22 protein-coding genes and 1 pseudogene are annotated in these 23,730 nt (G+C 38.1%); 13 read left to right on the top strand and 10 right to left on the bottom strand.

The window, feature by feature from the left end:
• The 4 genes and pseudogenes from HUN22_RS05300 to rimI all read left to right on the top strand — a co-directional run.
• Positions 1 to 127 (top strand): annotated as a pseudogene (locus tag HUN22_RS05300) (hypothetical protein); the annotation flags it as partial.
• Positions 128 to 331: 204 nt separating this feature from the next.
• Positions 332 to 1,213 carry a metal-dependent hydrolase gene (locus HUN22_RS05305; protein ID WP_016144516.1) on the top strand — a complete coding sequence of 294 codons (882 nt, stop codon included), beginning with the start codon at positions 332 to 334 and terminating at the stop codon, positions 1,211 to 1,213.
• 240 nt (positions 1,214 to 1,453) lie between these two features.
• The gene (locus HUN22_RS05310) at positions 1,454 to 2,329 is read left to right on the top strand and encodes a metal-dependent hydrolase (protein ID WP_002121736.1); all 876 of its coding nucleotides are present in this window, start codon (positions 1,454 to 1,456) and stop codon (positions 2,327 to 2,329) included.
• A gap of 107 nt (positions 2,330 to 2,436) precedes the next feature.
• Entirely contained in the window at positions 2,437 to 2,898 is a 462-nt protein-coding gene (gene rimI, locus HUN22_RS05315; RefSeq protein WP_174726793.1) for a ribosomal protein S18-alanine N-acetyltransferase, read from the top strand.
• Here rimI and HUN22_RS05320 read toward each other — a convergent pair.
• The 4 genes from HUN22_RS05320 to trxB all read right to left on the bottom strand — a co-directional run bounded on the left by HUN22_RS05320 (position 2,884) and on the right by trxB (position 7,158).
• On the bottom strand, positions 2,884 to 3,699 hold the full coding sequence (locus HUN22_RS05320; protein ID WP_004703325.1) for an arginyltransferase: 816 nt from the start codon (positions 3,697 to 3,699) through the stop codon (positions 2,884 to 2,886). The two genes, rimI and HUN22_RS05320, sit on opposite strands and share 15 nt — an antisense overlap.
• Positions 3,700 to 3,717: 18 nt before the next feature.
• Positions 3,718 to 4,449 carry a leucyl/phenylalanyl-tRNA--protein transferase gene (aat, locus tag HUN22_RS05325; protein WP_174726794.1) on the bottom strand — a complete coding sequence of 244 codons (732 nt, stop codon included), beginning with the start codon at positions 4,447 to 4,449 and terminating at the stop codon, positions 3,718 to 3,720.
• Between the two features lie 90 nt (positions 4,450 to 4,539).
• Positions 4,540 to 6,096 (bottom strand): class I SAM-dependent methyltransferase, encoded by a 1,557-nt coding sequence (locus tag HUN22_RS05330; protein WP_174726795.1) that lies wholly within the window; start codon positions 6,094 to 6,096, stop codon positions 4,540 to 4,542.
• A 111-nt stretch (positions 6,097 to 6,207) separates the two neighbouring features.
• Positions 6,208 to 7,158 carry a thioredoxin-disulfide reductase gene (trxB, locus tag HUN22_RS05335; protein ID WP_174726796.1) on the bottom strand — a complete coding sequence of 317 codons (951 nt, stop codon included), beginning with the start codon at positions 7,156 to 7,158 and terminating at the stop codon, positions 6,208 to 6,210.
• A 269-nt stretch (positions 7,159 to 7,427) separates the two neighbouring features.
• Between trxB and HUN22_RS05340 the strand changes: the two genes are divergently transcribed.
• Both HUN22_RS05340 and rhtC read left to right on the top strand, forming a co-directional pair.
• Entirely contained in the window at positions 7,428 to 10,469 is a 3,042-nt protein-coding gene (locus HUN22_RS05340) for a DNA translocase FtsK (RefSeq protein ID WP_174726797.1), read from the top strand.
• 151 nt (positions 10,470 to 10,620) lie between these two features.
• A complete protein-coding gene (gene rhtC / locus HUN22_RS05345) occupies positions 10,621 to 11,241 on the top strand; it encodes a threonine export protein RhtC (protein ID WP_174726798.1) in 621 nt (206 codons plus the stop codon).
• 39 nt (positions 11,242 to 11,280) lie between these two features.
• Here rhtC and HUN22_RS05350 read toward each other — a convergent pair whose 3' ends face one another.
• The 6 genes from HUN22_RS05350 to HUN22_RS05375 all read right to left on the bottom strand — a co-directional run bounded on the left by HUN22_RS05350 (position 11,281) and on the right by HUN22_RS05375 (position 15,644).
• A complete protein-coding gene (locus HUN22_RS05350; RefSeq protein WP_174726799.1) occupies positions 11,281 to 11,568 on the bottom strand; it encodes a PA4642 family protein in 288 nt (95 codons plus the stop codon).
• Between the two features lie 83 nt (positions 11,569 to 11,651).
• Positions 11,652 to 11,924 carry a cell division topological specificity factor MinE gene (gene minE, locus HUN22_RS05355; RefSeq protein ID WP_000896934.1) on the bottom strand — a complete coding sequence of 91 codons (273 nt, stop codon included), beginning with the start codon at positions 11,922 to 11,924 and terminating at the stop codon, positions 11,652 to 11,654.
• A 2-nt stretch (positions 11,925 to 11,926) separates the two neighbouring features.
• Positions 11,927 to 12,739, bottom strand: coding sequence for a septum site-determining protein MinD (minD, locus tag HUN22_RS05360; RefSeq protein WP_005303142.1), 813 nt, complete (start codon positions 12,737 to 12,739; stop codon positions 11,927 to 11,929).
• A 66-nt stretch (positions 12,740 to 12,805) separates the two neighbouring features.
• A complete protein-coding gene (gene minC, locus HUN22_RS05365; protein WP_174726800.1) occupies positions 12,806 to 13,534 on the bottom strand; it encodes a septum site-determining protein MinC in 729 nt (242 codons plus the stop codon).
• A gap of 120 nt (positions 13,535 to 13,654) precedes the next feature.
• Positions 13,655 to 14,701, bottom strand: coding sequence for a preprotein translocase subunit SecA (locus HUN22_RS05370; protein WP_174726801.1), 1,047 nt, complete (start codon positions 14,699 to 14,701; stop codon positions 13,655 to 13,657).
• Between the two features lie 16 nt (positions 14,702 to 14,717).
• Positions 14,718 to 15,644 carry an acyltransferase gene (locus HUN22_RS05375; RefSeq protein ID WP_174726802.1) on the bottom strand — a complete coding sequence of 309 codons (927 nt, stop codon included), beginning with the start codon at positions 15,642 to 15,644 and terminating at the stop codon, positions 14,718 to 14,720.
• A gap of 247 nt (positions 15,645 to 15,891) precedes the next feature.
• On the opposite strand from HUN22_RS05375, the gene HUN22_RS05380 reads away from it, so the two are divergent.
• The 7 genes from HUN22_RS05380 (at position 15,892) to HUN22_RS05410 (ending at position 23,655) form a co-directional block, all read left to right on the top strand.
• Complete coding sequence (locus HUN22_RS05380; protein WP_005070886.1) at positions 15,892 to 16,545, top strand: OmpA family lipoprotein; 654 nt, start codon at positions 15,892 to 15,894, stop codon at positions 16,543 to 16,545.
• 193 nt (positions 16,546 to 16,738) lie between these two features.
• A complete protein-coding gene (locus HUN22_RS05385; protein WP_174726803.1) occupies positions 16,739 to 18,778 on the top strand; it encodes a UvrD-helicase domain-containing protein in 2,040 nt (679 codons plus the stop codon).
• A 24-nt stretch (positions 18,779 to 18,802) separates the two neighbouring features.
• Positions 18,803 to 19,255: a dUTP diphosphatase gene (gene dut / locus HUN22_RS05390; protein WP_016144530.1), complete on the top strand. Its 453-nt coding sequence runs from the start codon at positions 18,803 to 18,805 to the stop codon at positions 19,253 to 19,255.
• A gap of 199 nt (positions 19,256 to 19,454) precedes the next feature.
• On the top strand, positions 19,455 to 20,873 hold the full coding sequence (locus HUN22_RS05395; RefSeq protein WP_174726804.1) for a phosphomannomutase/phosphoglucomutase: 1,419 nt from the start codon (positions 19,455 to 19,457) through the stop codon (positions 20,871 to 20,873).
• 15 nt (positions 20,874 to 20,888) lie between these two features.
• Positions 20,889 to 21,794, top strand: coding sequence for an acetylglutamate kinase (gene argB, locus HUN22_RS05400; protein WP_003653251.1), 906 nt, complete (start codon positions 20,889 to 20,891; stop codon positions 21,792 to 21,794).
• A gap of 122 nt (positions 21,795 to 21,916) precedes the next feature.
• Positions 21,917 to 22,699: a GNAT family N-acetyltransferase gene (locus HUN22_RS05405; RefSeq protein WP_174726805.1), complete on the top strand. Its 783-nt coding sequence runs from the start codon at positions 21,917 to 21,919 to the stop codon at positions 22,697 to 22,699.
• A gap of 107 nt (positions 22,700 to 22,806) precedes the next feature.
• Complete coding sequence (locus tag HUN22_RS05410) at positions 22,807 to 23,655, top strand: class II glutamine amidotransferase (RefSeq protein ID WP_174726806.1); 849 nt, start codon at positions 22,807 to 22,809, stop codon at positions 23,653 to 23,655.
• Positions 23,656 to 23,730: the final 75 nt, after the last annotated feature.

Here is a 23,730-nt window from a genome sequence, read left to right on the forward strand (position 1 = left end):
AGGCGACAACGTTGAAATGTCAGTAGAATTAATCCACCCAATCGCAATGGACCCAGGTCTACGTTTTGCGATCCGTGAAGGTGGTCGTACTGTAGGTGCTGGTGTTGTTGCGAAAGTAACTGCATAATCACTTTCAGTGAAAAAAAGCGCTCTTTTTAGAGCGCTTTTTTTATATTTAATTGTCTAACAATCACTATAAAAGCTGGCCTTAACTGATATTTCAATGTCCTTATTTACACTTAATCCTTTTTATTAAATTTGTATGATAAGAATCAAGAAAACGAACAATAAAGTTTGAGTAACTAAGGTTACTTACTAAGGAGCTTTGGGTATGAATGCTAAAGTGAATATTACGAATCGTGCAGGTGCAAGCTTTCCAGTACGTCGTATGAATTTTGACTTTAATGATGTACCAGAATATTGGATGAATGGTTCTGCTGGACTCACACATTTTATGACTGCATTGTCAGCATTGTTTCCGGCTGGTGAGAAATTCTTTATAGATAGTGTACGAGCAGTACGTTATCACCCGGCGATTAAAGATGATGAAGCACTGCAAAAAGAGATTAGTGCTTTCATTGGGCAAGAAGCAATGCATACTCAAGAGCATGTGAACTTCAATGCTTCTGCTCAAAAGTTTGGTCACGATGTAGAAACGTTAGAGAAGTTTACCGATACGGCGATTCAAACAGCCATTAAAGCTTTCGTAAAAATTGTTAAACCTTTCGGTATGACAAAAGAAATGGTTGACCTGACTGCTACAACGGCTCTTGAGCATTTTACTGCTACCATTGCTTCTCAATTATTGGTCAATAAGCACATTCAAGAGCTTATGACAGATGAGACAATGTCTACCATGTGGTATTGGCATGCTATTGAAGAAAATGAGCATAAAGCCGTAGCTTTTGATGTATACGAAGGTGTATTTGGTAAAGGTGTAAAAGCTTATGCTTTACGAACTAGCTCTTTAGTGTTTGCTATGACTTTAATCTTTTTGATTCAGTCATCTTTTGTGCTTCGTTTATTAAAGCAAGATAACAAGTTAAATTTAGATGAACTATCAGTAATTTATAAATATGGATATAGCCCATCTAAAGGCATTATTAGTGGTATGGCTAAGGAAATGTTAGCTTACTTTAAACCTGGTTTTCATCCAAATGACCTAGATACCGTTGGTCTATTGAAAACATGGAAAGCAAAACTAGGTTTGTAATTTAAATCTATGTTGATTTGAAAGGGCTCATGAGTAGCCCTTTTTTCTTTTTAAGTATTATTTGCTAACCATAAGTATAAGTAAGTCTATGCACCTTTATGGGGTTATTAATGACCTCATCTGATATTTCTCTGTCCTCATCTGCACTTAATTGGTACATCGAAAGACGTATGATTATAAATATTAAGAAAATAAATAAAGTTATATGTGAATTAGCTATTCACATAAAAGGAGTCTGAGATGAATGCTAAGGTAAATATTTCCAATCGTGCTGGCGCTAGTTTCCCTGTGCGTCGTATGGATTTTGAATTTGCTCAGGTCCCACGCTATTGGGCAAATTATGATGCAGCATTAACACATTTTATGACAGCATTATCGGCCCTTTTTCCAGAAGGTGAGCAGTTCTTTGTAAATAGTACGCGTGCTGTTCGAAATGATCCAAAGCTTGCTGATCCAGATCTTCAAAAAGAAATTAGTGCTTTTATTGGTCAAGAAGCAATGCATTCGAAAGAGCATTTAGCATTTAATGCTTCAGCACAGGCTTATGGTTATGATGTGCGCCATATGGAAAAGCAAACAGGAAAAGTCATTAAGATGGGTACAGCTGTTGTAACCAAATTAATGAAACCTTTTGGCTATACCAAAGAAATGATTGATTTGACTGGAACCTGTGCTCTAGAGCATTTCACATCGACCATTGCAGCTGAACTTTTACAAAACCCTGAAATTCAGGCCATGTTCCAAGACGACACTATGTATCATTTGTGGATGTGGCACGCAGTTGAAGAAAATGAACATAAAGCTGTGGCATTTGATGTGTATACAAGCATGTATGGACAAGGTCCGAAAGCTTATTTTATGCGTTCAACAGCCTTGATTATTGCAATGGCTTTAATCTTCGCAACTCAGTCTTATTTTACCGCTAAGTTACTTAAGACTGATGATAAATTAACTTGGAAAGATACGAAGTACATGCTTAAGTTCATGTATGGTCGTAAAGGTTTTATGACTCGTCAAATTCCAGAGCTACTTGATTTTTTAAGACCAAAATTTCATCCAAATGACTCGGATACCACAGCATTGCTGGCAACGTGGCGTGAAAAACTAGGCCTTTAAAAAATACTGAAAAAAGGGACAATTTAATTGTCCTTTTTTTTTCTCGTTTTTTCTTGGGAAGTTTTTATAATACGCACTACTTTAGAATCTTCATTGCGTTGAAACTCATGATTCGTATTATGCAAAACACTGATGTGGATATTGTTGTTCAAATTGAAAAATCAGTTCAGACCCATCCGTGGTCAAAACAGCAATTTATTGAATCTTTGAACTCTTATCAATGTACAGTGATTGAGTCACAAAACAGAGTGGTTGGGTTTTGTATTTTACAGCCTGTTTTGGATGAAGCGAATTTATTGCTCATGGCTGTGGATACTGAAATGCAAGGGCAGGGATTAGGATATGAGTTATTAAATGCTTCGATTGAAAAATTAGAAAATCAGCCCCTACAAATCTTTTTAGAAGTTCGAGAAAGTAATAAAGCCGCTATCAGTTTATATGAAAAAACAGGCTTTCACCAAATTGACCTGCGTCGCAATTATTATCCTACCCAAGATGGTGGGCGGGAACATGCGGTGATTATGGTAAAAACCTGTACAGATGATTTCGCATCTTTATTTAATGATTAAATTATTCCATTCAGAAGGTAACGTGGTCATAAGAGACGTTCCTAGCTGTTGAATTTCCTCTGGTGATAATGACCTGTTTAAACGGCGCCATTGTCCATCGAGTAGAAGCTCTAAAGGTGTATATTGCGATTTATAGTTCATTTTAGCTGAATGCGGCACCCAATAGCCTAAGTAGAGATATTCTAAACCGAGTGATTTCACATATTCAATTTGGTTAAGAATAGAGTAGACACCAAGTGATCTGCGATGCTCATCTGGGTCAAAGAATGTATAAACAGCCGATAGACCATCGTCCATTAGATCGCAAGTAGAAACGCTAATTAGACGATTATCTTTCCAAAGCTCAAGAAAAAAACTATCTGTGCAGCTATGTACTAAAAACTTTTCAAACTGATCTAAGCTTGGCGGAAACATATCACCATCTGCATGGCGTTCATTAATATAGCGTTCGTATAAATCATAATGAATTTGTGCTGCTTGTCGCGTAGGCAGAACTGTCATGGTGAGATCTTGATTTCGTTTCCATGCTTTTTTTTGCATGCTGTTCATTTGGAAATCGGCAACTGGGACGCGACAAGACAAACATTGTCGACATAAGTGACATTCAGGGCGATAAACAAAGTCACCACTACGGCGGAAGCCTAATCGAGAAAGTTCTGAAAGAGTGACCACATCAATTCGATGAATGGGATCTAAAAACACCATGCGTGCTGATTTATTTTCTAGGTAGCTACAATCATGAGGTGGAGTAATATAATACTGCAGATCATTTAAAAGGGACTTCGGGTGATATGATTTCATGATTGGTCCCTCCTGTTATCATTCCATTAATTTTGCATCTAATGCTATTGTTTTACTTGAAAATACACGTTCTTGATACTTTTTCCAATTGATAGAGGGGTGAATAATTACATCTTGTAACGATTTTAAGTAGTCTTGACGAGAAAGTGTACTGGCTCCCAGACTAATTAAGTGACTATTTACAAGCTGACAGTCTATCCATGGTAGCTGATTTTCTTGTCCTATAAGCATTAATGTATAAAAAGCCATTTTTGAAACATCGGTTTCATTACTAAACATTGATTCACCAAAACACCCTTTGCCAATCGTAACACCGTATAAGCCTCCTACAAGATCCTCTTCTTGCCAGACTTCAATACTGTAACCGTAGCCCGCGTTAAACATCTCACAGTAGCCTTGAATAATATCTTCGCTAATCCATGTTTCGTCTGCATAACTTCTTGGCAAAGAGCAAGAGCGAATAACTTGTTCAAAGGCGTGATTGACCGTAATGGTGTAATCGTGCTTTTTCATGTTCCGAATAAGCGATTTACTTGGTTTATAGTTTTGAGGATAAATCACACAACGAGGTTCTGGGCTCCACCAACAAATAGGTTCATCTTCATTAAACCAAGGAAAAAGACCATGTGTATAAGCTTCATATAGCGTAGAAGGGGAGAGGTCAGCGCCAATACAAATTAAACCATGCCCATCAGGATCGGCTTCAATGGGATCAGGGAAAATGAATTGAGAAAGTGGAAGTGGATGCATAATAAAATGAATACAGGATACGCTCAGATTAAACTAATCTAAGAAAGGTCGAATGGCAAATCTAGTACTTCACCATTTGATCATCAGTATTTAATTAAATAAACGCAATTGTTTCGCGATTTCCAGCTTTTTACTTTCTAAAAATATTTGGGCTTTAGATTGGATAATTTCAATGCTTTTAACTTGATCTGAAACCGTTTGACCATCTTTATCTAGAACTAACCATCCAAGCTGTTGGATGACATCTTGCACATAGTAAGCAAAATCTGTTGCAGTAGTTAAACCATCTATAAAATGTGCACGATAAAATAATTGATGAAAATGTTCAGTCGGAATACCAATGCCTGTGATTGGACTAATTAAAACGCTATAGTTTTGATGAAAACTCGCTTGTTTTAAAATGTAATGATTTAGATTGTGGCAATGCTCGAACATTTTTTGAGATGGCTCATTATTTTGACATGGTTGAGCTAATCCAAGATGGCACAGGATAACGAGCGCATTTAAAATTTTTGCATAGTGAAGTTCTGGAAAATTAGTCTCTAAGTCTGCAATTGTTAGCGGTTTATAATTAACTTCAGCAAATCGATTGCCAATTGGTTGATAAATTTCTTCTATCAAATTAAATGTTCCCAATAAACCTGTAATGCTATTTGGTAATTGTTCTTTGGCTGTTAAAAGCACAAATGCTGTTTTTCGGAGTTTTTCTTGGACTTGTAATGGGGTTAGATTATTTTTGCCTCGAATAAATAAATCTCGTCTAAATTGTGTGTTGGCAAAATAATCTCGGCACTGTTCCTTGAAAATCGGGTGTTCAATCGCATTTAAAAATTGCTGATGTTCTTCTGAAAAATTAATGTTATCGAGATGTGTCCCCAAGTCTGTAGACCCAGCGTAAGATAATTTAATTTCATCTAGGATTCTAACAACTTGCTGAAATGAAAAGCATTGCCAATCTTGATTCAAATATTCATGAATTAAGTAATTTGGATTTTGTTGTTTGAGATCGATTACTTTTTGCAGAGCATTCGGATTTTTTTGAGCAAATATTGGATTTTGTTTGAGTAGTTCTTCGCTAAAATTTAATGCTTCATTCACTTTTTGCAGTGGGTTTGTGCTTTTACTATTAAATTTAAAATGGCTATGAAATAACTCGCGTATTGGCATATTGGCAGCCCAACCCGTTACGCAATTATAACTGATGTAGACAATACCATTGGGTTTTAAGTATTTGCGAATGAATTTCAAAATGATGTGCTGGTTTTCATAGCTTATCCAGCTCCATATTCCATGTAGGCTAATTGAATCAAACATGGGTAAATCATTTCGATTTAATAATTCTTCAAAGCTATCATCAAAAAAATAAGGCTTAGTTTGGCTATGTTGAGCTAATTGATTGGCATGAGCTGCATGTGCGGGATTAAAGTCGGTACCGTAAAAATTGGCATCAATACTGGCTGCATGTATGTTGATGCTGACACCTTGTCCAAAGCCAAGTTCACAATGTGTTTGATTTGTTTGAATATCAGGACTGTCTATCCCATTTAAAAGTAAGCAGAATTTTTGGAAGTTAGGGCTAAGATCACGATAATATCCATAGGTATAATTTACTTCAGTTTGGTAGCCATTGGTCCATGTTATTGTCATGAATTCATCCAAAATATAATTGTTGTTAAATAAAGCCATATTTTTGATTGTATATATTATTTAACCAAAAAAGCCACCATAAAAATGGTGGCTTTTTAAGCTTAATGTAAATTAGTTTAAATTATCAAGATACTTCTCAGCATCCAATGCTGCCATACAACCTGACCCAGCAGAAGTAATCGCTTGACGGTAAATACTATCCGCCACATCACCAGCAGCAAAAACACCAGCTACAGAAGTTGCTGTTGCATTACCAGACGTGCCACTTTGTACTTGGATGTAGCCATCACGTAGGTTTAATTGGCCTTCAAACATTCCAGTGTTTGGCTTGTGACCAATCGCAACGAACAGACCATGAACCTCTACGTCTTGCTTAGAGTCATCTTGAGTTGATTTAAGGCGAACACTAGTTACCCCAGTATTGTCACCCAATACTTCTTCAACTTCGTGATTCCAGATAATGCTGATTTTGCCTTCTTTTTCTTTGGCAAATAAATGATCTTGCAAAATCTTTTCAGAACGTAAAGTATCACGGCGGTGTACTAAAGTTACATGTGAAGCAATATTTGATAGATAAAGTGCTTCTTCAACAGCAGTGTTACCGCCACCAACAACCATTACTTTCTGGTTTTTGTAGAAGAAACCATCACATGTTGCACATGCGCTTACCCCTTGACCCATAAATTTTTGTTCAGACTCTAGGCCAAGATATTGAGCTGTAGCACCAGTTGCAATGATCAAAGCATCACATGTGTACTCTTCCATGTCACCTTTTAAAACAAAAGGACGTACATTTAAGTCAACTTCGTTAATATGGTCATAGACGAGTTCTGTACCAAAGCGTTCAGCATGTGCTTGCATACGATCCATTAATGCAGGACCTGTTAAACCTTCAGGATCGCCCGGCCAGTTGTCAACTTCGGTTGTTGTTGTAAGTTGCCCACCTAGTTGTAAACCTGCAATTAAAGTAGGTTTAAGGTTTGCACGTGCTGCATATACAGCTGCACTATAGCCCGCAGGGCCAGAACCGAGAATAATTAACCGAGAATGACGAGCACTCATTGAGGGTATCCTTATTTATTTCGAGAATTTTGAAAATTATACGTGAATTTGCCGACCAATAGCGTGAAATCGATGTGGATAATATTGATCAGGTCAATCGAATTAAGTTATATAACAATATAGAAGTGCCTTATGTTAACAACAACTGTAAAGAATCATGCACCTTTTTTGTAAGAACAAGTGCATAATATAAAGTTCATTCGTTGAAGATCTAAAATGTAGTTCTTCACATCTCTAAACCAATAATTAAATGGGTTACAGGACAGTATATGACTGCGGTGTCAAGTGTTTATGCACAGCGCTTATTGATGACATTATTCTTGGTTTCTTTTGGTATTTATATGTTTCTGGCAACAGTAACATATACGCCATTTGACCCGGGCTGGATGCATATTTCCAGTGATACTCAGCAAGTATCCAATGCAAGTGGTATTGCTGGCGCGTGGATTGCAGATTTGCTGTTTGGTTTTTTAGGATGGGCAAGTTTGCTTATTCCAATTTTCCTTTTTATTGAAGCAATTCAGGTTTGGTGGCCACGTAGTTTCTTAAACCGCCCATTTCGTTATGCTGCACAATTCTTCTTAATTTTAGTTGTATCTAGCCTACTTTATTTACACTGGAATGTGCCGGCAGATACTTTAGATAATGCAGCTGGGGGAATTATTGGTTATGAGCTAGGTCAAAGCCTATCTCAATTGTTAACAATTTACGGTGCAACCTTATTTTTACTGGTTTTCGGAGTAGTGTTGTTTACTCTTGCATTTGGGGTGCAATGGAGTAAAACATGGGTTACGCTCAAAGCTACACCAAGTTATTTACAAGATTTGTTTTATAAGAATGTACCTCCGAGTGAGTCGGATTATGACTTAACAACTCAACCTGCTAACAAAGCAGCAGTGGTTAAAGTAGCAGAAAATGCAGAAAAAAATGCTAATACTTCAGATGAGAAAGAAGTACGTGTTCCATCTGAAACAGTTCAAGCGCAAACAACACGACATGATGTAGTTGCTGAGCGTTTATTTGCAGACGTGCTAGCGAAAGAACAGAGTCGCTCTGAACCTGTAGCAGATACGCCAGTTGTTAATACTCAAAACTTTGAGCATACGCTTGAGCAAGCTCATAAACTTGAAAAAGATAGCCAACGTTTAGTTGCGACTGGTGAAGTATGGCGTGCTTTACAACGTGATGATGCGAGTCATAAGCAAGAAATTGATGCACTTTTAAGAGCAGCTGATGATTCAACCGAGCAAGTGCCTTCTCATGAGCAATTCCAGCAAACAATTTCTCAAGTGAATCAGAATCAGCCTACATTTAAACAAGACTTAAATGGTCTTGATTGGAATGATGATGAGATATTTGATGAATTGCTTGCTGCGGTTCCAAACAGTAAAACTGCAACAGATGTGCATACACCGTTTGTTCAAGATCAACATGTAGAAGCAGAACCGAATTCTCAATCTGTTAACATTGCAAATGAAACGTCTTCGTCTATTTCGAATTTAAATCAGTCACCTAAGAATTTGTCAAACGAACAAATTTTTGAAGATTTTGATGATTTATTAATAGATGAAGACATTGTTCCAGCAGAGCCTGTAAGAGCAAGTAGTTATGCTCAGTCTTCAGCATTTGTAAAAGCTCCTATCCAAACGACAATTCAGGCCGATAAACTTTCAAAAGAAGAATTTATTGAAGCTTGGCAAGAAACTGCTGGAAAACCGCAGGAAAATTCTGATTTTGATGAAGACGATTTCGATTTTGATGCACCATTAACAGATGCATCAGGCCGCCCAATGTCTCGTGCAATGCAAGTTGCGAAAAAGCGTTTGGATTTACCAACTTTACCGGGCCTTGATCTACTCGATAAGGTAGACCCAAATAAGAAAGTTAACTTTACAGAAGAGCAGCTTTCTCGTTTGTCTGAATTGCTTGAAATTAAATTGCAAGAATTTAACGTAAAAGCTCAGGTTGTAGAGGCTCAACCAGGGCCAGTTGTTACTCGTTTTGAACTAGATTTGGCGCCGGGTGTTAAAGCCTCTAAGGTAACAAATATCTCACGTGACTTAGCGCGTTCGATGTCGATGGCATCTGTTCGTGTGGTCGAAGTAATTCCTGGTAAGCCATACATTGGTATTGAAGTGCCAAATAGTGCCCGTGAAATGGTACGTTTAATTGAATTATTAGAAACACCAACATATCGTGACCCAAGTGCATTAATTAGCATGGCGATGGGTAAAGATATTTCAGGTAATCCTGTACTCACTGATTTAGCGAAAGCACCGCATATGTTGGTTGCTGGTACGACAGGTTCTGGTAAATCGGTTGCAGTCAACTCGATGATTTTGTCGATGTTACTTAAATATACGCCTGACCAATTACGTTTAATTTTAATCGATCCAAAACAGCTAGAACTTGCAAACTATAATGATATTCCACATTTATTAACTCCAGTTGTTACTGACATGAAAGATGCGGTAAGTGCCTTGAACTGGTGTGTTAATGAAATGGAACGTCGCTATAAGCTTATGTCGTTCTTAAAAATTCGTAAATTAAGTGACTATAACCGTAAAGTTGAAGAAGCGATTGCGAATGGTGAAGACTTAATTGATCCGACTTGGAAGCCAAGTGACTCGGCTACACAAGAACGTGCGCCTCGTTTAACCCCATTACCATCTATTGTGATTGTTGCGGATGAGTTCGCTGACATGATTATGCAAGTGGGTAAAAAAGCAGAAGAAATGATTACCCGTTTGGCGCAAAAATCTCGTGCTGCTGGTATTCACCTATTGCTTGCAACTCAACGTCCATCTGTTGATGTTATTACCGGTTTGATTAAAGCCAATATTCCAACGCGCGTAGCACTACGTGTAAACAGTAAAATTGACTCGCGTACAATTTTGGATGCAGGTGGAGCAGAAGATTTGTTAGGTCATGGTGATATGCTGTTCTTAGGACCAGGTAAAATTGAGCCAGAACGTGTCCATGGTGCTTTTATTAGTGATGATGAAGTAAACCGTATTTGTGATGCTTGGCGTGAACGTGGCGAGCCCGACTATATTGATGAAATCTTGACTCCATTTGATGAAGAACCAGCATCACGTGGCTTTGAAGAGGGTGAAGGTGGGTCTGACCGAGATGCACTTTATGATCAATGCGTGTCATTTGTTTTAGAAACTCGTAAAGCTTCTACATCGTCGCTACAGCGCAAGTTTAGTCTTGGTTATAACCGTGCCGCTCGTATCATTGATCAAATGGAAGAGAATGGCATTGTGAGCGCAATGGGCCCTAATGGTAAGCGGGACATTTTAGTTTAAGACAATATCATTTAAGCCTCTTCGGAGGCTTTTTTATAACTTAAATAAAAGTAAACCTATTTATAAATGACTTTAAGATTTTATCGTCTAGTAAAAAATGCTAATGTATTTTCCCTAAATAAATAACAATCAATTAAATCAGGAGAAAGACATGTTATTAGCTCTGATTACGTTAGCCTTTATCCACTTTTGTGCACTTATTACTCCTGGGCCTGATTTTTTTCTTGTATCTCAAACTGCCATTAGTCGATCTCGTAAAGACGCTATGTTAGTGGTCGCTGGTATAACTGCGGGTGTTATGTTTTGGGCTTGTTTGGCACTGATGGGATTAAATCTTATATTTGAGAAAATGGCTTGGTTAAAGCAAGGATTGCTGATCGCTGGTGGTTTATATTTGTGTTGGCTAGGCTATCAGATGTTACGTTCGGCTTTTTCAAAAAATCAGCAAGAGGGCAATGTCGCTGTAGAGCTACCAAAAGCACCTTACTTATTTTTTATTAAAGGCCTGATAACCAATCTATCAAATCCGAAAGCGGTCATTTATTTTGGTAGTGTTTTCTCTTTATTTTTAGCTAATCCTCAACTTGATCAGGTTCACTGGCTACTTTTTATTATTGTCACAGTCGAGACAATTTTATGGTTTTGCTTTGTGACTTTTATTTTTTCATTACCGAGTTTTAGAACAGCTTATCGTAATTTTTCAAAATGGATTGATGGTATTTCAGGTGGTATTTTTACCGTATTTGGTATTTTCCTGATTGGCAATCGATGAATTTAGATAAGAAAAAAGCCTCTTAAAGAGGCTTTTATTTTAAGCAAACTTTGCTAGAACTTCTAAAAATGGTGCCGATTGACGCGGAAACTTTGCAATTACATCATGGATGCGTTGGCCTTCAGGGTCTTTGGCATTAATGTCACGTCCGTCTGCAACAAATTGCGTTAAAAGACGCTCATAGTCTGTCGGGCGCATATGTTTGAAAGCATGGTAGAGCACATGAAAATCTGCATTCACACCACTTGGAGGAAGTTGGTTGAGGTAGGCAAAAACACGCTCATCGGACCATTCTTCATTGAAAGTTGCTGGCTGTGATAATGCCATGACAATCTCCTCATTTTAAAAAAGGCAAAATAACTTGCGTTATTTTGCCTTGATTCTGATTTATTGAATAGTCAGAAATAGAATTATCGTTCTTCAGGTAAATTGATATTCATTTCTAACATTTCGATATTAGCTTCAGAGCGAACTTGCATTTGAATATGCTGTTCACCTACACCGCTAACATAACGACTAACCACTTGCATGATTTCTTTTTTCATTTGATCAATTTTGTCTTGGCTTAAACGACGGCCTAAACCTTGTTCAGAAGCAACAATAACTTTCAAACGATCTTTGGCAGTTTGAGCACTTGATGGTTTTTCTTCACTGCTAAATAATTTACTCCAGAATCCTGCCATATCTACGCTCCAAATAGTCGTGCTAACCAGCCTTTAGGTTGAGCTGTGATGTGTCGATAAGGACGGTCCTCGCCAAGGAAGCGTGCAACCAAATCATCATACCCCTGACCAGCTTTAGTTTCTGAATACAGAATAACTGGCTTACCCTCGTTTGATGCTTGTAATACACTTGGACATTCTGGAATAACACCTAATGTCGGTACGCGTAAAATATCTTTAGAAATATCATCAATTGTTAGCATTTCCTGACGGTCAGCACGTTCAGGGTTGAAACGAGTAATACATAAATGCTTACGTATACGTCCTTCGTTTTGTTCAACTTTTTTGGTTTTGCTATCTAACATACCAATAATGCGGTCAGAGTCACGTACTGACGAGATTTCAGGGTTCGTCACAATGATAGCTTCATCTGCATGATACATGGCTAAAATCGCCCCACGCTCAATACCAGCAGGTGAATCACAGATAATGTAATCAAACTCTTGAGATAGCTCATCAATAACACGAGCAACACCTTCGTCGCTCAACGCATCTTTATCACGTGTTTGTGAAGCCGGTAAAATATAAAGGTTTTCGATATCTTTATCGCGAATAAGGGCTTGCTGCAGACGTGCTTCGTTATTAATAACATTAACAAAATCATAAACAACACGACGCTCACAACCCATAATTAAATCAAGGTTACGTAAGCCTACATCAAAATCAATCACAACAGTTTTATGACCACGAAGGGCTAAACCTGTTGCAAAAGATGCGCTCGTTGTAGTTTTACCTACACCACCTTTGCCTGATGTTACGACAACAATTTTGGCCACCGAATCCACTCCTATTATGGTCATACACCCTTAAAAGGGCTGTTTTTTGGTGATTTGCTTAATAAATTAAAGTTCTAGGGCTTCAAATTCAAGCTCTTGCTTTTCATTTAAATAAATGTGTACTGGTTTTTTTACCACATGTTTAGGGATATCATCTGCGACGCAATACGTTCCGGCAATGGAAACGAGCTCAGCCTCTAAAGATTGGCAAAAAATGCGTGCAGCTGCGTGCCCGCCCGCACCAGCAATGACTCTACCACGAACTGTGCCATAAATATGTATATTTCCTGAAGCGATCACCTCGGAACCACTATTCATGCCAGCCTTTAAAATAATATCGCCGTTATCTTGTACAAGGGATTGGCCTGTACGCAAAATTTCATCATGATAAGAGGTAATATGAGCGACCGCTATCTTGTTTAGTGGTTTTTTTGTTTCTACTGAAGACGAGGCAGGGGCGTTAGTAGGTTTTTCTACAATCGCCACTTGTTCAGCTGTCGCTTTAATACGCTGTAATGGTTGATCAGCCGGTAAAACAGGGAATTGAATAGCGCGAGCGTCATCTCCTAAAATACCGTCGATTACCGCCATTGGTTGTAAACCTAAGCTCACCAGAAGTTGAATTAATGCAATTAACTCTTGCTCAACTGTACTGTCAATAATCACTAAAGTTCCTTGATAGGAACCTTCATTTAAAATATTTGATAATTGCTGGCGGATCACATCATGATCATTGGTATCGAAGGTTATCCTGCTAAAGTTAACCATTCTGCCGGTAATCCGTATATCAGCCATAAGTCTTCCTTCAAGGCGTTAAACGAGCTGTAATATCGTTAAGTTTATTGTAAATAGGGCAAATGCTAGAACAATTCGTGCCAATTCTCTAGCGTGATTCATAAAAAATTAAATAAATGCTTATTCTTTGATTCGATCATACTCCGCAAGGGTTTGTTGCCATTGTTTGACCTTGACTTGTTTACGTACAGACTCCAGTGTTTCGAATACGACAGATTCAACCAACTGCTCAAGCTGACGATTATTAATATTTACTTCACTAATTTTTTGAGAAATCAATTGATAAGTAGGATTCGGATTATTTGGTGAGCCCTCAATTAAAGGTTCAATTAAACCTGCACTAATATTTTCACCTAATCTTTGCCCGATACTTTGAATCTGTTGCTCAATACGTCCACCAACTAAAGGAATTAAACGTAATAATTGAGTGAGTTCAGGAGTATCAATAATCGCTTGATCTACAATTTTACCAACACTTTTTGTAATGGCAGGCTTTTGTTCTTTTAGAGCAGTGGCTAAGGATTCTTGTAATAGAGAGGTGAGGGCCAACGTAAACTGCTCACGATGATGATTAACTAAGTCGTGAATAATCTGCTTATGACTAGAGCTAGTCTCAAGTTCATTTCTAATGCCATCAATCACGGTAAGTACAACGCGGTCAGATAACTCTTCCATTACGACGCGATAGTAAAATAAGCCAGTTTTCCGCCAGCTTTCCGGAACAACCGGATAACCCAACTCATGTAAGCGATAAGCAATAATTCCGGCCCGAAACAAACGTAAAAAACGGAGCTGTGGAATAATCGCTAAAATTTCATACCAGTGAATAAACGGGAAAAAGAACCAACGCTTATGGTGTTTATTGATGATTGCAATAGCCCAGCGGACAAGCAACTCAATAATTAAAAAACCAATAAACCATGCTTCTGATGTGATTACCCACGGATGCAGTGTAGTACGATAAAAACTGAGTACTTGGGGCAAATGGATATGTTCAAAGAACCATGCCCCAATACTGCTCATTAGAAAGAAATTAGTCGCAAGACAGAACAGGTTAAAAATGATAATAAACACCATAAAAATGTCGTAGACCAAAAACAGCTTAAATGAAAGACTGTTTGGATCTACATGATGGTATTTGGTTTTTTTCCCAGAACTGTTTTGCATAATAACGAGTGCTTTCTTAAATGTTTGCAGGGGTATATTGAGATTTCATTTGCTCAATAAGTTGATCTTTTTCGGTCCAAATTTCATGAACCCATTGCTGGAAACGTTCACGATAAGCCGCGTCATCTTCATAGTTTCCACCAAGAACCCAGTTTGGAATTTCGATTTTACGCAAATTTACCGCAATTTTTGAAACATCCCCGAGCCAGAAATCACCATATCCCGGCACACCATCAGGATAGACAATAGTCATGTCAACCAAGGCATCAATTTTGTCACCCAAGATATTTAATGCAAGTGCCAAGCCGCCTGCTTTGGGTTTAAGCAAATGCTTATATGGCGATTTTTGCTGGTCATGTTTTTCTTGAGTAAAACGCGTACCTTCCAAATAATTTAGTAATGTAAATGGCTGACTTAGAAGCTGTTCACAGGCTTTACGTGCTTCCATCATGTCACGGTCTTTGAGTTCAGGATTCTTTGCAATCTGTTCTTTGGTATGACGCTTCATCATTGGGAAGCCTAAAATTTTAAAGGCTTGCCCAACAAAAGGGATAAAGATGAGTTCCCACTTAGTAAAGAAACGAGTGAGTGGCATACGCGTTAACCCAAAGTATTGATTTACAGTAGTGTCCACCCAACTTTGATGATTACAGGTCATTAGATAACGACCTTGCATATTCAGATCAAGTCTTTCATCAATGGTAATGTCCCATTTCAGATTAGGTAAAACACTATTAATTAGGCGATTATTGACATTAATCCAGTTGTTAGCAATTTGGATATTGGTCTCATCAACCTTCTTTGATTTTTTAAATAGTTTGGTTAGACCTAATGCAAGAACAGGTGGGCCATGAAAAAAAGTACTTCCTGTAATGACCGTACCTACAGTCAGCCCACGTGTAATTTTTTTTAGCGCAGATTGCTTATTGGGTGCAGTTGACATATAAAAAGACCCCGAATGTCTAAAATCCATAGAAAAGTTGTTTAACTATAACTATCGTAATATGAAATACAACGACATCTTAGACAACAATGAAGAAATTGTGATGAGCTGGCATCTGAAAGTGCATCAAAATATTACAAAAAAGTAACTAAACTGTTTATTATTAACAAAATATCAATGTTTTATACTTCCTTTTTGTTTCATCATTCATCCAGACAACAAAACACACAAAGTGAGGAGGCATGCAATGCGTGCATTAGTTATTTCAACAGTGGTAGGGGCAGCAGTAGTATTATCTGGTTGTCAAACAACTGGTAATAATCTTGGTGGCGTCGAATACGATAAAGCCGCACTAGGTACTTTAATTGGTGCAGCAGCGGGCTACGGTATTTCTAAGTCAAATGCAAACTCTAGCCGTCAAAATAACCGTGCTGCAGCAATTGGTGCAGTTCTTGGTGCCGCTGGTGGTGTATATCTTGACCAGAAAGAGAAAAAATTACGTCAACAAATGGCGGGTACTGGTGTAGACGTTGGTCGTAACCCAGATGGTTCTGTTCAATTGATCATGCCTGGTAGTATTACTTTTGATACAAACAAATCAAACATCAAGCCAAACTTCTATGCAACTTTAAACAAAGTGGCTCAAACTTTGGCTGAAGATAACAAGAGTGCAATTCTTGTAACTGGTTATACTGATAACACTGGTAATGACTCTATCAATATTCCATTATCACAAGCACGTGCTCAATCAGTACGTAGTTATTTAGCAAGCCAAGGCGTATCTGCTAGCCGTATCGACGCGCAAGGTTATGGTTCATCTAACCCAATCGCAGACAACTCAACTGCATCTGGCCGTGAACAAAACCGCCGTGTAGAAATCAGCATTTATGCAAAACAATAAGATTTAAATTATTGTGTTAAAAACCACCTTCGGGTGGTTTTTTTATGAGTGAAGTACAAGAAATAATCACGACATTCTGCGGCGCACAAATTGCATTATTAGACATCATTTATACATATCCATAGATTTACTATTGGGATTCTAAAACAGAGATGACTATAATCATGCTCGAAAAATTAAGAGGTAATACCCGATGTCATCTGCCAGTCAACTGAACAACAAGCAAGAAGAAGCCATGAAATATACTCAGGGCCCTTTATTGGTGCTTGCTGGCGCTGGTTCAGGTAAAACATCCGTAATTACACGTAAAATTGCCTATTTGGTGCAGCATTGCCGTATTCCAGCGCATCGTATAACCGCGATGACCTTCACGAACAAAGCTGCCCGTGAAATGAAAGAGCGCGTGACCAAGCTTTTATCACGTGAAGAATCAAAAGGTTTATCCGTATCTACCTTCCATACTTTTGGTTTAAACCTTTTACGTTTAGAACTTAAAAATTTACCTTTAAAAGCCAATTTTTCGATTTTAGATGCAGATGACTGTAAACGTATTTTGATGGATCTGATGCACCGAGATAACTTGTCGGGTGCAGAAAGCAAAGAATTAATTGCCAAGGCAATGAAGAAAATTTCAGATTGGAAAAACGATCTGATTTTGCCAGAGCAAGCACATTCGACTTGTGAAACACCTGAAGATGTACAGTTTGCGCATCTTTACCAACTTTATGAACGTAATTTACGTGCTTACAACGCTGTTGATTTTGATGACTTGATTGTTATGCCAACACGTTTATTGCAAGAAAATGCAGAAGTACGTGATAAATGGCAAAACCGTGTTCGCTATTTATTGGTTGATGAATATCAAGATACCAATACGGCCCAATATATTTTGGTCAAACTGTTAGTTGGGGTAATGGGGCAGTTCACTGCGGTGGGTGACGATGACCAGTCAATCTATGCATGGCGTGGTGCTAAGCCTGAAAACATGGCATTGCTTAAACAGGATTTCCCAAATTTACATATTATTAAGCTTGAGCAAAATTATCGCTCGACCAGCCGTATTTTAAAAGCTGCCAACTGTGTGATTCAAAATAACCCACATATTTTTGATAAGAAATTGTGGAGTGATAAAGGGCATGGTGAAGTCATCCGAATCATTACATGTCGTAATGATGACGATGAAGCAGAGCGTGTGGTCAAGGACTTACTTACTCATAAACTGATGAACGGTAAGAACTGGAAAGATTATGCTGTGTTGTATCGCGGGAACTTTCAGGCGCGTGTATTAGAAACCCAGCTTCGCCAAATGCAAATTCCCTATAAACTCTCTGGCGGTACATCATTCTTCGCGCGTGCAGAAATTAAAGACGTGATGAGTTACTTACGTCTTATTATTAACCCTGAAGATGACAGTGCGTTCTTACGTATTATTAATACACCTAAACGTGCGATTGGCCCTGTTACTCTAGAGAAGCTAGGTTTATTTTCACAAGAAAATAATTTGTCTTTACTTGGTGCTTCTGCTGATCAGCGTTTAAGCATGGTGCTTCCTAAAAAGGCGGAAACACAGCTTCATGAGTTTGCCGACTTTATCGCGACATTTACTCGTGAGCTGTTGGAAGATGATGAGCCTGTACCTAAAGTTCGTCAAATGATGAACGAAGCGGGTTATATGGATTACGTTCGCGAACAGTCAGCAACTCCTGCACAAGAGAAAAGTAAACTCGATAATATCGAGAACTTATTTACCAGTATTCAAAATCTGATTAACCGCGCAGAAGACGTTGATGAAAAGAACATTGAAAGTGTCATTCGAAAATTGGTTCTACTTGACCTGTTAGAACAGCAGCAGGAAGAAGAAGATACAGACAAAGTTAACCTACTGACTTTGCATGCAGCAAAAGGTTTGGAATTCCCATATGTGTATATTATGGGTCTTGAAGAAGAGCTATTGCCTCACAAGAACTCGATTGCAGCAGAAACCATTGAGGAAGAGCGCCGTCTCATGTACGTGGGAATTACACGTGCACGCCAAGGTTTAACGTTAACGTTAGCTGAACAGCGTAAAAATGGCGGACAGATGAAACAAATGACGCCTAGCCGTTTCCTTGATGAGCTTCCGCAAGATGAGCTTGAGTGGTTAGGGCGTAAAAAGAAAATTGCGGCTAATGTTGACCCTAAAGAACAGGCTCAACAATATCTGGCAAATTTAAAAGCTTTATTAAAGCGTTAATTTTTTTAATTTTTAGGAAATCCCATGAAAGTTCAAGTGAAATTGCTCGATCCGCGTTTAGGTAAAGAATGGCCTTTACCTTCATATGCAACAGCAGGTTCAGCCGGTTTAGATTTACGTGCCTGTTTAGATGAAGCAATTGATATTGAACCAGGTCAAACTGTTTTAGTTAAAACAGGTATGGCAATTTATATTCATGATGTAAATTTTGCTGGTTTAATTTTACCGCGTTCAGGTTTAGGTCATAAACACGGTATCGTGCTTGGTAACTTAGTTGGTTTAATTGATTCGGATTATCAAGGTGAATTGATGGTTTCTGTTTGGAACCGTGGTCAAAGCACATTCCGTTTAGAGCCAGGCGAGCGTTTGGCACAGTATGTTTTAGTGCCAGTTGTACAAGCTGAATTTGAACAAGTAGAAGAATTTGAAGAAACTTTACGTGGTGCTGGTGGCTTTGGTCACACAGGGAAACAATAAGTTTTTTGAAAATATTAACGAAAATCAAACGCCTGTCGAACAGGCGTTTCTTTTTACATCTTGAATGTTACAATGGATTATATTACAACACGCTTTACTCATATTCTTTTAACTTTTTTAGCAAACAAACCTTTCAAAAATTTTGAATAATCTATGTTTTTGCGATAGATCGAATTGATCTTTAAATAGAAGATACGCTATGAATGTAAGACACTCATTTCCAAAAAGTATTTTTCGTGCTTACGATATTAGAGGCAAACTTTCTTACTTAACCACGGACGTTGTCCGTTCAATTGCCTACGGATTGGCACAACAATACAAACAAGCAGAACAAACTCAATTAGTGATCGGCTATGATGCCCGTCTCACTAGTCCAGCATATGCACACCTAATTGAAGAAATTTTAATAGATCAAGGTTTTAAAGTTACTAATATTGGTTGTTGTTCCTCACCCATGATGTACTACATTGCCCGAGATTTTGGTGGCAATGGCATTATGGTGACCGCAAGCCATAATCCAAAATCGGATAATGGTATTAAGTGGATTTTAAAAGGTGAACCCCCGTCTCCAGAAATGATTCAACAGGTGGGTGAAGAAGCCCAAACCTATGTATCAAATCATTCAATTTCTGTACTTGAGTTAACCGTACCTCAATTTAAAGCCGAATTCTGCCAAAAATACCAACAAGCTATTTTTAAAGATATACAGTTAAAACGTCCTTTAAAAGTTGTTTTAGATGGTTTGCATGGTTCGGCTGGGCATTGTTCAAAACTAATCTTAGAAAAAATGGGCTGTGAAGTGATCGCTTTACGTACCAATCCAAATGGAGAGTTTCCAGATCATGCGCCAGATCCGTCACATGCAGCACATTTAGGTGATTTGCGTAAAGCAATCATTGAGCAGCAGGCGGATATTGGCATTGCTCTTGATGGCGATGGAGACCGTGTTGTTCTCGTCGATGAAAAAGCACAGATATTGACAGCAGACCGCCTATTATCGCTTTTTGCACAAATGTGCCTTGAGCAACATCCAGAGCAAGAAATTGTTTTTGATGTGAAATGTTCACGTATGGTTCAAGAGACTGTTGAGAAACTTGGTGGAAAAGCAAAAATGATCCGTACGGGAAGTAGCTTCCTACGAGCTTATTTATCTCAATCGAATGGGCGTGCCATTTTTGGTGGAGAATATGCAGGTCATTATGTGTTTAATGATGGCCGTGGTTTTGGCTACGACGATGGTTTATATGCGGCACTACGAGTAATGGAGTATTTTACTCAATCTGACGCCGCTACAATTTCTGAATTATTTGCTCCATACCCGGAAAGATGTTGTACAGAAGATACGTATATTGGAACTTATCAGTCCGATCCAAAATATGTATTACAAGATATTGAGATTTTAAGTCATCGCTTAGGGGCACGTATTAGTAAAATTGATGGCGTACGTCTTGATTTTGATGATGGTTTTGGCATTATTCGAGCATCAAATACTGGTGAATACTTTACAGTAAGATTTGATGCAGATAATCCTTTACGATTAAAGGAAATCCAGCAAAAATTTGTGGATATGTTGCAAGAACATTATCCACAAATTGCACAAGAACTTTCAGAGGCCTAACTAAGGAGAGGCGTAATGCCACAACATCAGCATATCGGTGTCGACAAAGCAAAAATCTTGATTGAAGCTTTGCCGTATATTCAACGCTTTACTGGTAAAACGCTGGTGGTGAAATACGGTGGCAACGCGATGACTGATCCGGAGCTTGAAAGTTCATTTGCCCGAGACATCGTTTTACTTAAAACGGTAGGATTAAATCCGATTGTTGTTCACGGTGGTGGACCACAAGTAGACTCATTTTTAAAGCAGTTAGGCCGTGAATCTGACCGTATTGATGGTATGCGTGTAACTGATGCTGCAACCATGGAAGTGGTTGAAATGGTGTTGGGCGGTAGCGTAAATAAATCAATCGTTAATCTGATTAATAAACACGGTGGACGTGCGATTGGTTTAACGGGTAAAGATGGTAATTTACTTCGCGCTCGTAAATTGCTCATGGAAAAGCAAGAGGAAGACGGTTCTATCAAACATATCGATTTGGGTATGGTGGGTGAAGTGACCGGCGTTAAAACAGATGTATTGGAAATGTTCACCCAAAGTGACTTTATTCCAGTTATTGCACCACTAGGTGTAGATGAAGAAGGGAATACTTATAATATTAATGCTGATTTAGTTGCAGGTAAGGTTGCAGAAGCATTAGGCGCTGAAAAATTAATTTTGCTCACCAATATTAGTGGTGTGCTTGATGAAAATAAAAATCTGTTAACTGGCCTTACGACACAAGAAGTTGATCGCCTCATTGAAACTGGTGTGATCTATGGCGGTATGATTCCTAAAGTAGGCTGTGCGCTTGATGCTGTTAAAGGCGGTGTTGTCAGTGCACATATTGTTGATGGTCGTGTACCACATGCAACATTGCTTGAAATCTTCACTGATCATGGTGTTGGAACACTGATTTCTAACCGTGCTAAAACAGCTTAAGACATCGGTTATTCTTAATAAAAAGATCACTCTATGTGATCTTTTTTTATACCATTTTAATTTAGTCATTTTTTTGTCATGAGCTTTGACTAGTGTAGGGGGTGTCACTAGGAGCGTTCATTATGCTGGAAAAATTTAATCAATATCGCCAAACCTGGACTTTACCTTTAAATCGTAATAAAGCAATAAATCAGACGCAATTTCGTTTTGAGTGGGTTGATAATTTAAAAGAATTACAAGATGTACAACGGTTTCGTGCACAACAATTTAGCCAACAATTCGGAATCAAGTTTGAAGATAACTTAGACCAAGATATTTACGATTTTGGTTGTGAACATGCGGTCTTGCGTGAAAAGTGGACTGGAGAAATCGTAGCGTATACTCGTTTAAAACTATTCCAAGGCCACGAAATTGCACAAAGTTACAGTGCACATGAGTTTGATATTGTTCCTCAATTATCTCATCTTCCAAATGTATTAGAAATAGGCCGTACTTGTGTACATCCTCGCTTTCGTAATGGTAAGGCATTGTCGATGCTGTGGTTAAACCTTGCACCGAAAGTGTTATGGTCAATGCGCGCTAAATATTTAATGGGCTGTGTCAGTATTCATTTGCAAGATAATTTAGCTAGAGCGTATTACACACATCGCCAGATTCAACAGTTATCTGAAAGCAAAACGATTGATATTCGTTCGAAAAAGATCTATGAACCTGAATATCCTGAGTTTAGCTTTCCACAAGATGAACGTATGCCAAAGCTATTCCAAATGTATTTGAGCATGCAGTCAAAACTATCGAAACAGGCATTTTTTGATGAAGAATTTAACTGTTTAGATTATTTTGTATTTCTTGAGGTGAATAAAGTCGCGACCTCATTTGTAATGAATAAAATGGTGCAGCGTTAGTAATATTTCCTATTTTGTAATAGCCAGCACATATTGAGATTTGCAAGCCATTTTACTCTCATGCACAATAGAGCAGATGGGGTAATTAGAAGTAGTTTAAAAGCGATATGTGCCAGCTATTAGGAATGAATTGTGCAACACCAACGGATATTACTTTTTCCTTCCGTGGTTTTTCACAGCGTGCAGGAATTACCTCAGATCATAGTGATGGATTTGGCATCGCATTTTTCGAAGATAAGGCGTGCCGTTTATTTGTTGATAACCAGTCGGCAGTTGAATCTCCAATTGCCGACCTTATTCGTAATTATCCTATTAAATCACGCAACGTGATCGCGCATATTCGTAAAGCGACTCAAGGCAAAATCACTTTAGAAAATTCACATCCCTTTATTCGTGAGTTGTGGGGACGACACTGGATTTTTGCTCATAATGGCGATTTGCATGACTTTAATCCGCCCTTAAGTGGACATTTCACACCAGTAGGCAATACCGATAGCGAGCGGGCATTTTGTTATTTGCTTGATCAACTCGTTGAAGTATTTGGCTATCAAGAACCAAGTCTTGAGCAAATCTTTGAAGTATTAGAAAAAATTTCTCCAAAAATTGCTGAATATGGCACATTTAATTATTGTCTATCTAATGGCAAAGCATTATTTAGTTATGCGATTACTAAATTACATTGGCTCGTTCGAGAATATCCATTTAATCAGGCTCATTTAATTGATTTAGATGTTGAAGTTGACTTTAGTCAGGTAACAACTCCTGAAGATCGTGTGGCAGTAATAACAACTGAACCTTTAACTCATAATGAAAGTTGGACGGCTTATCAACCTGGTGAAATGATTTTATTTCAACACGGTAAACCAATTAAAAAAGCTCTTACTTTTGTAGAAAGATTAAAACGTGAACAGGAAAATCCTGAGCTTAAACGTATTACACGCGCAGATCAGTATTAATATAAAATACATTTAAAATATATGATTAAGGATGTTTATATATTTTTATCATTTAATAATTAAATAGTTTGTTTA

This window comes from Acinetobacter lactucae (assembly GCF_013344765.1).
GTDB classification, from domain to species: domain Bacteria; phylum Pseudomonadota; class Gammaproteobacteria; order Pseudomonadales; family Moraxellaceae; genus Acinetobacter; species Acinetobacter lactucae_A.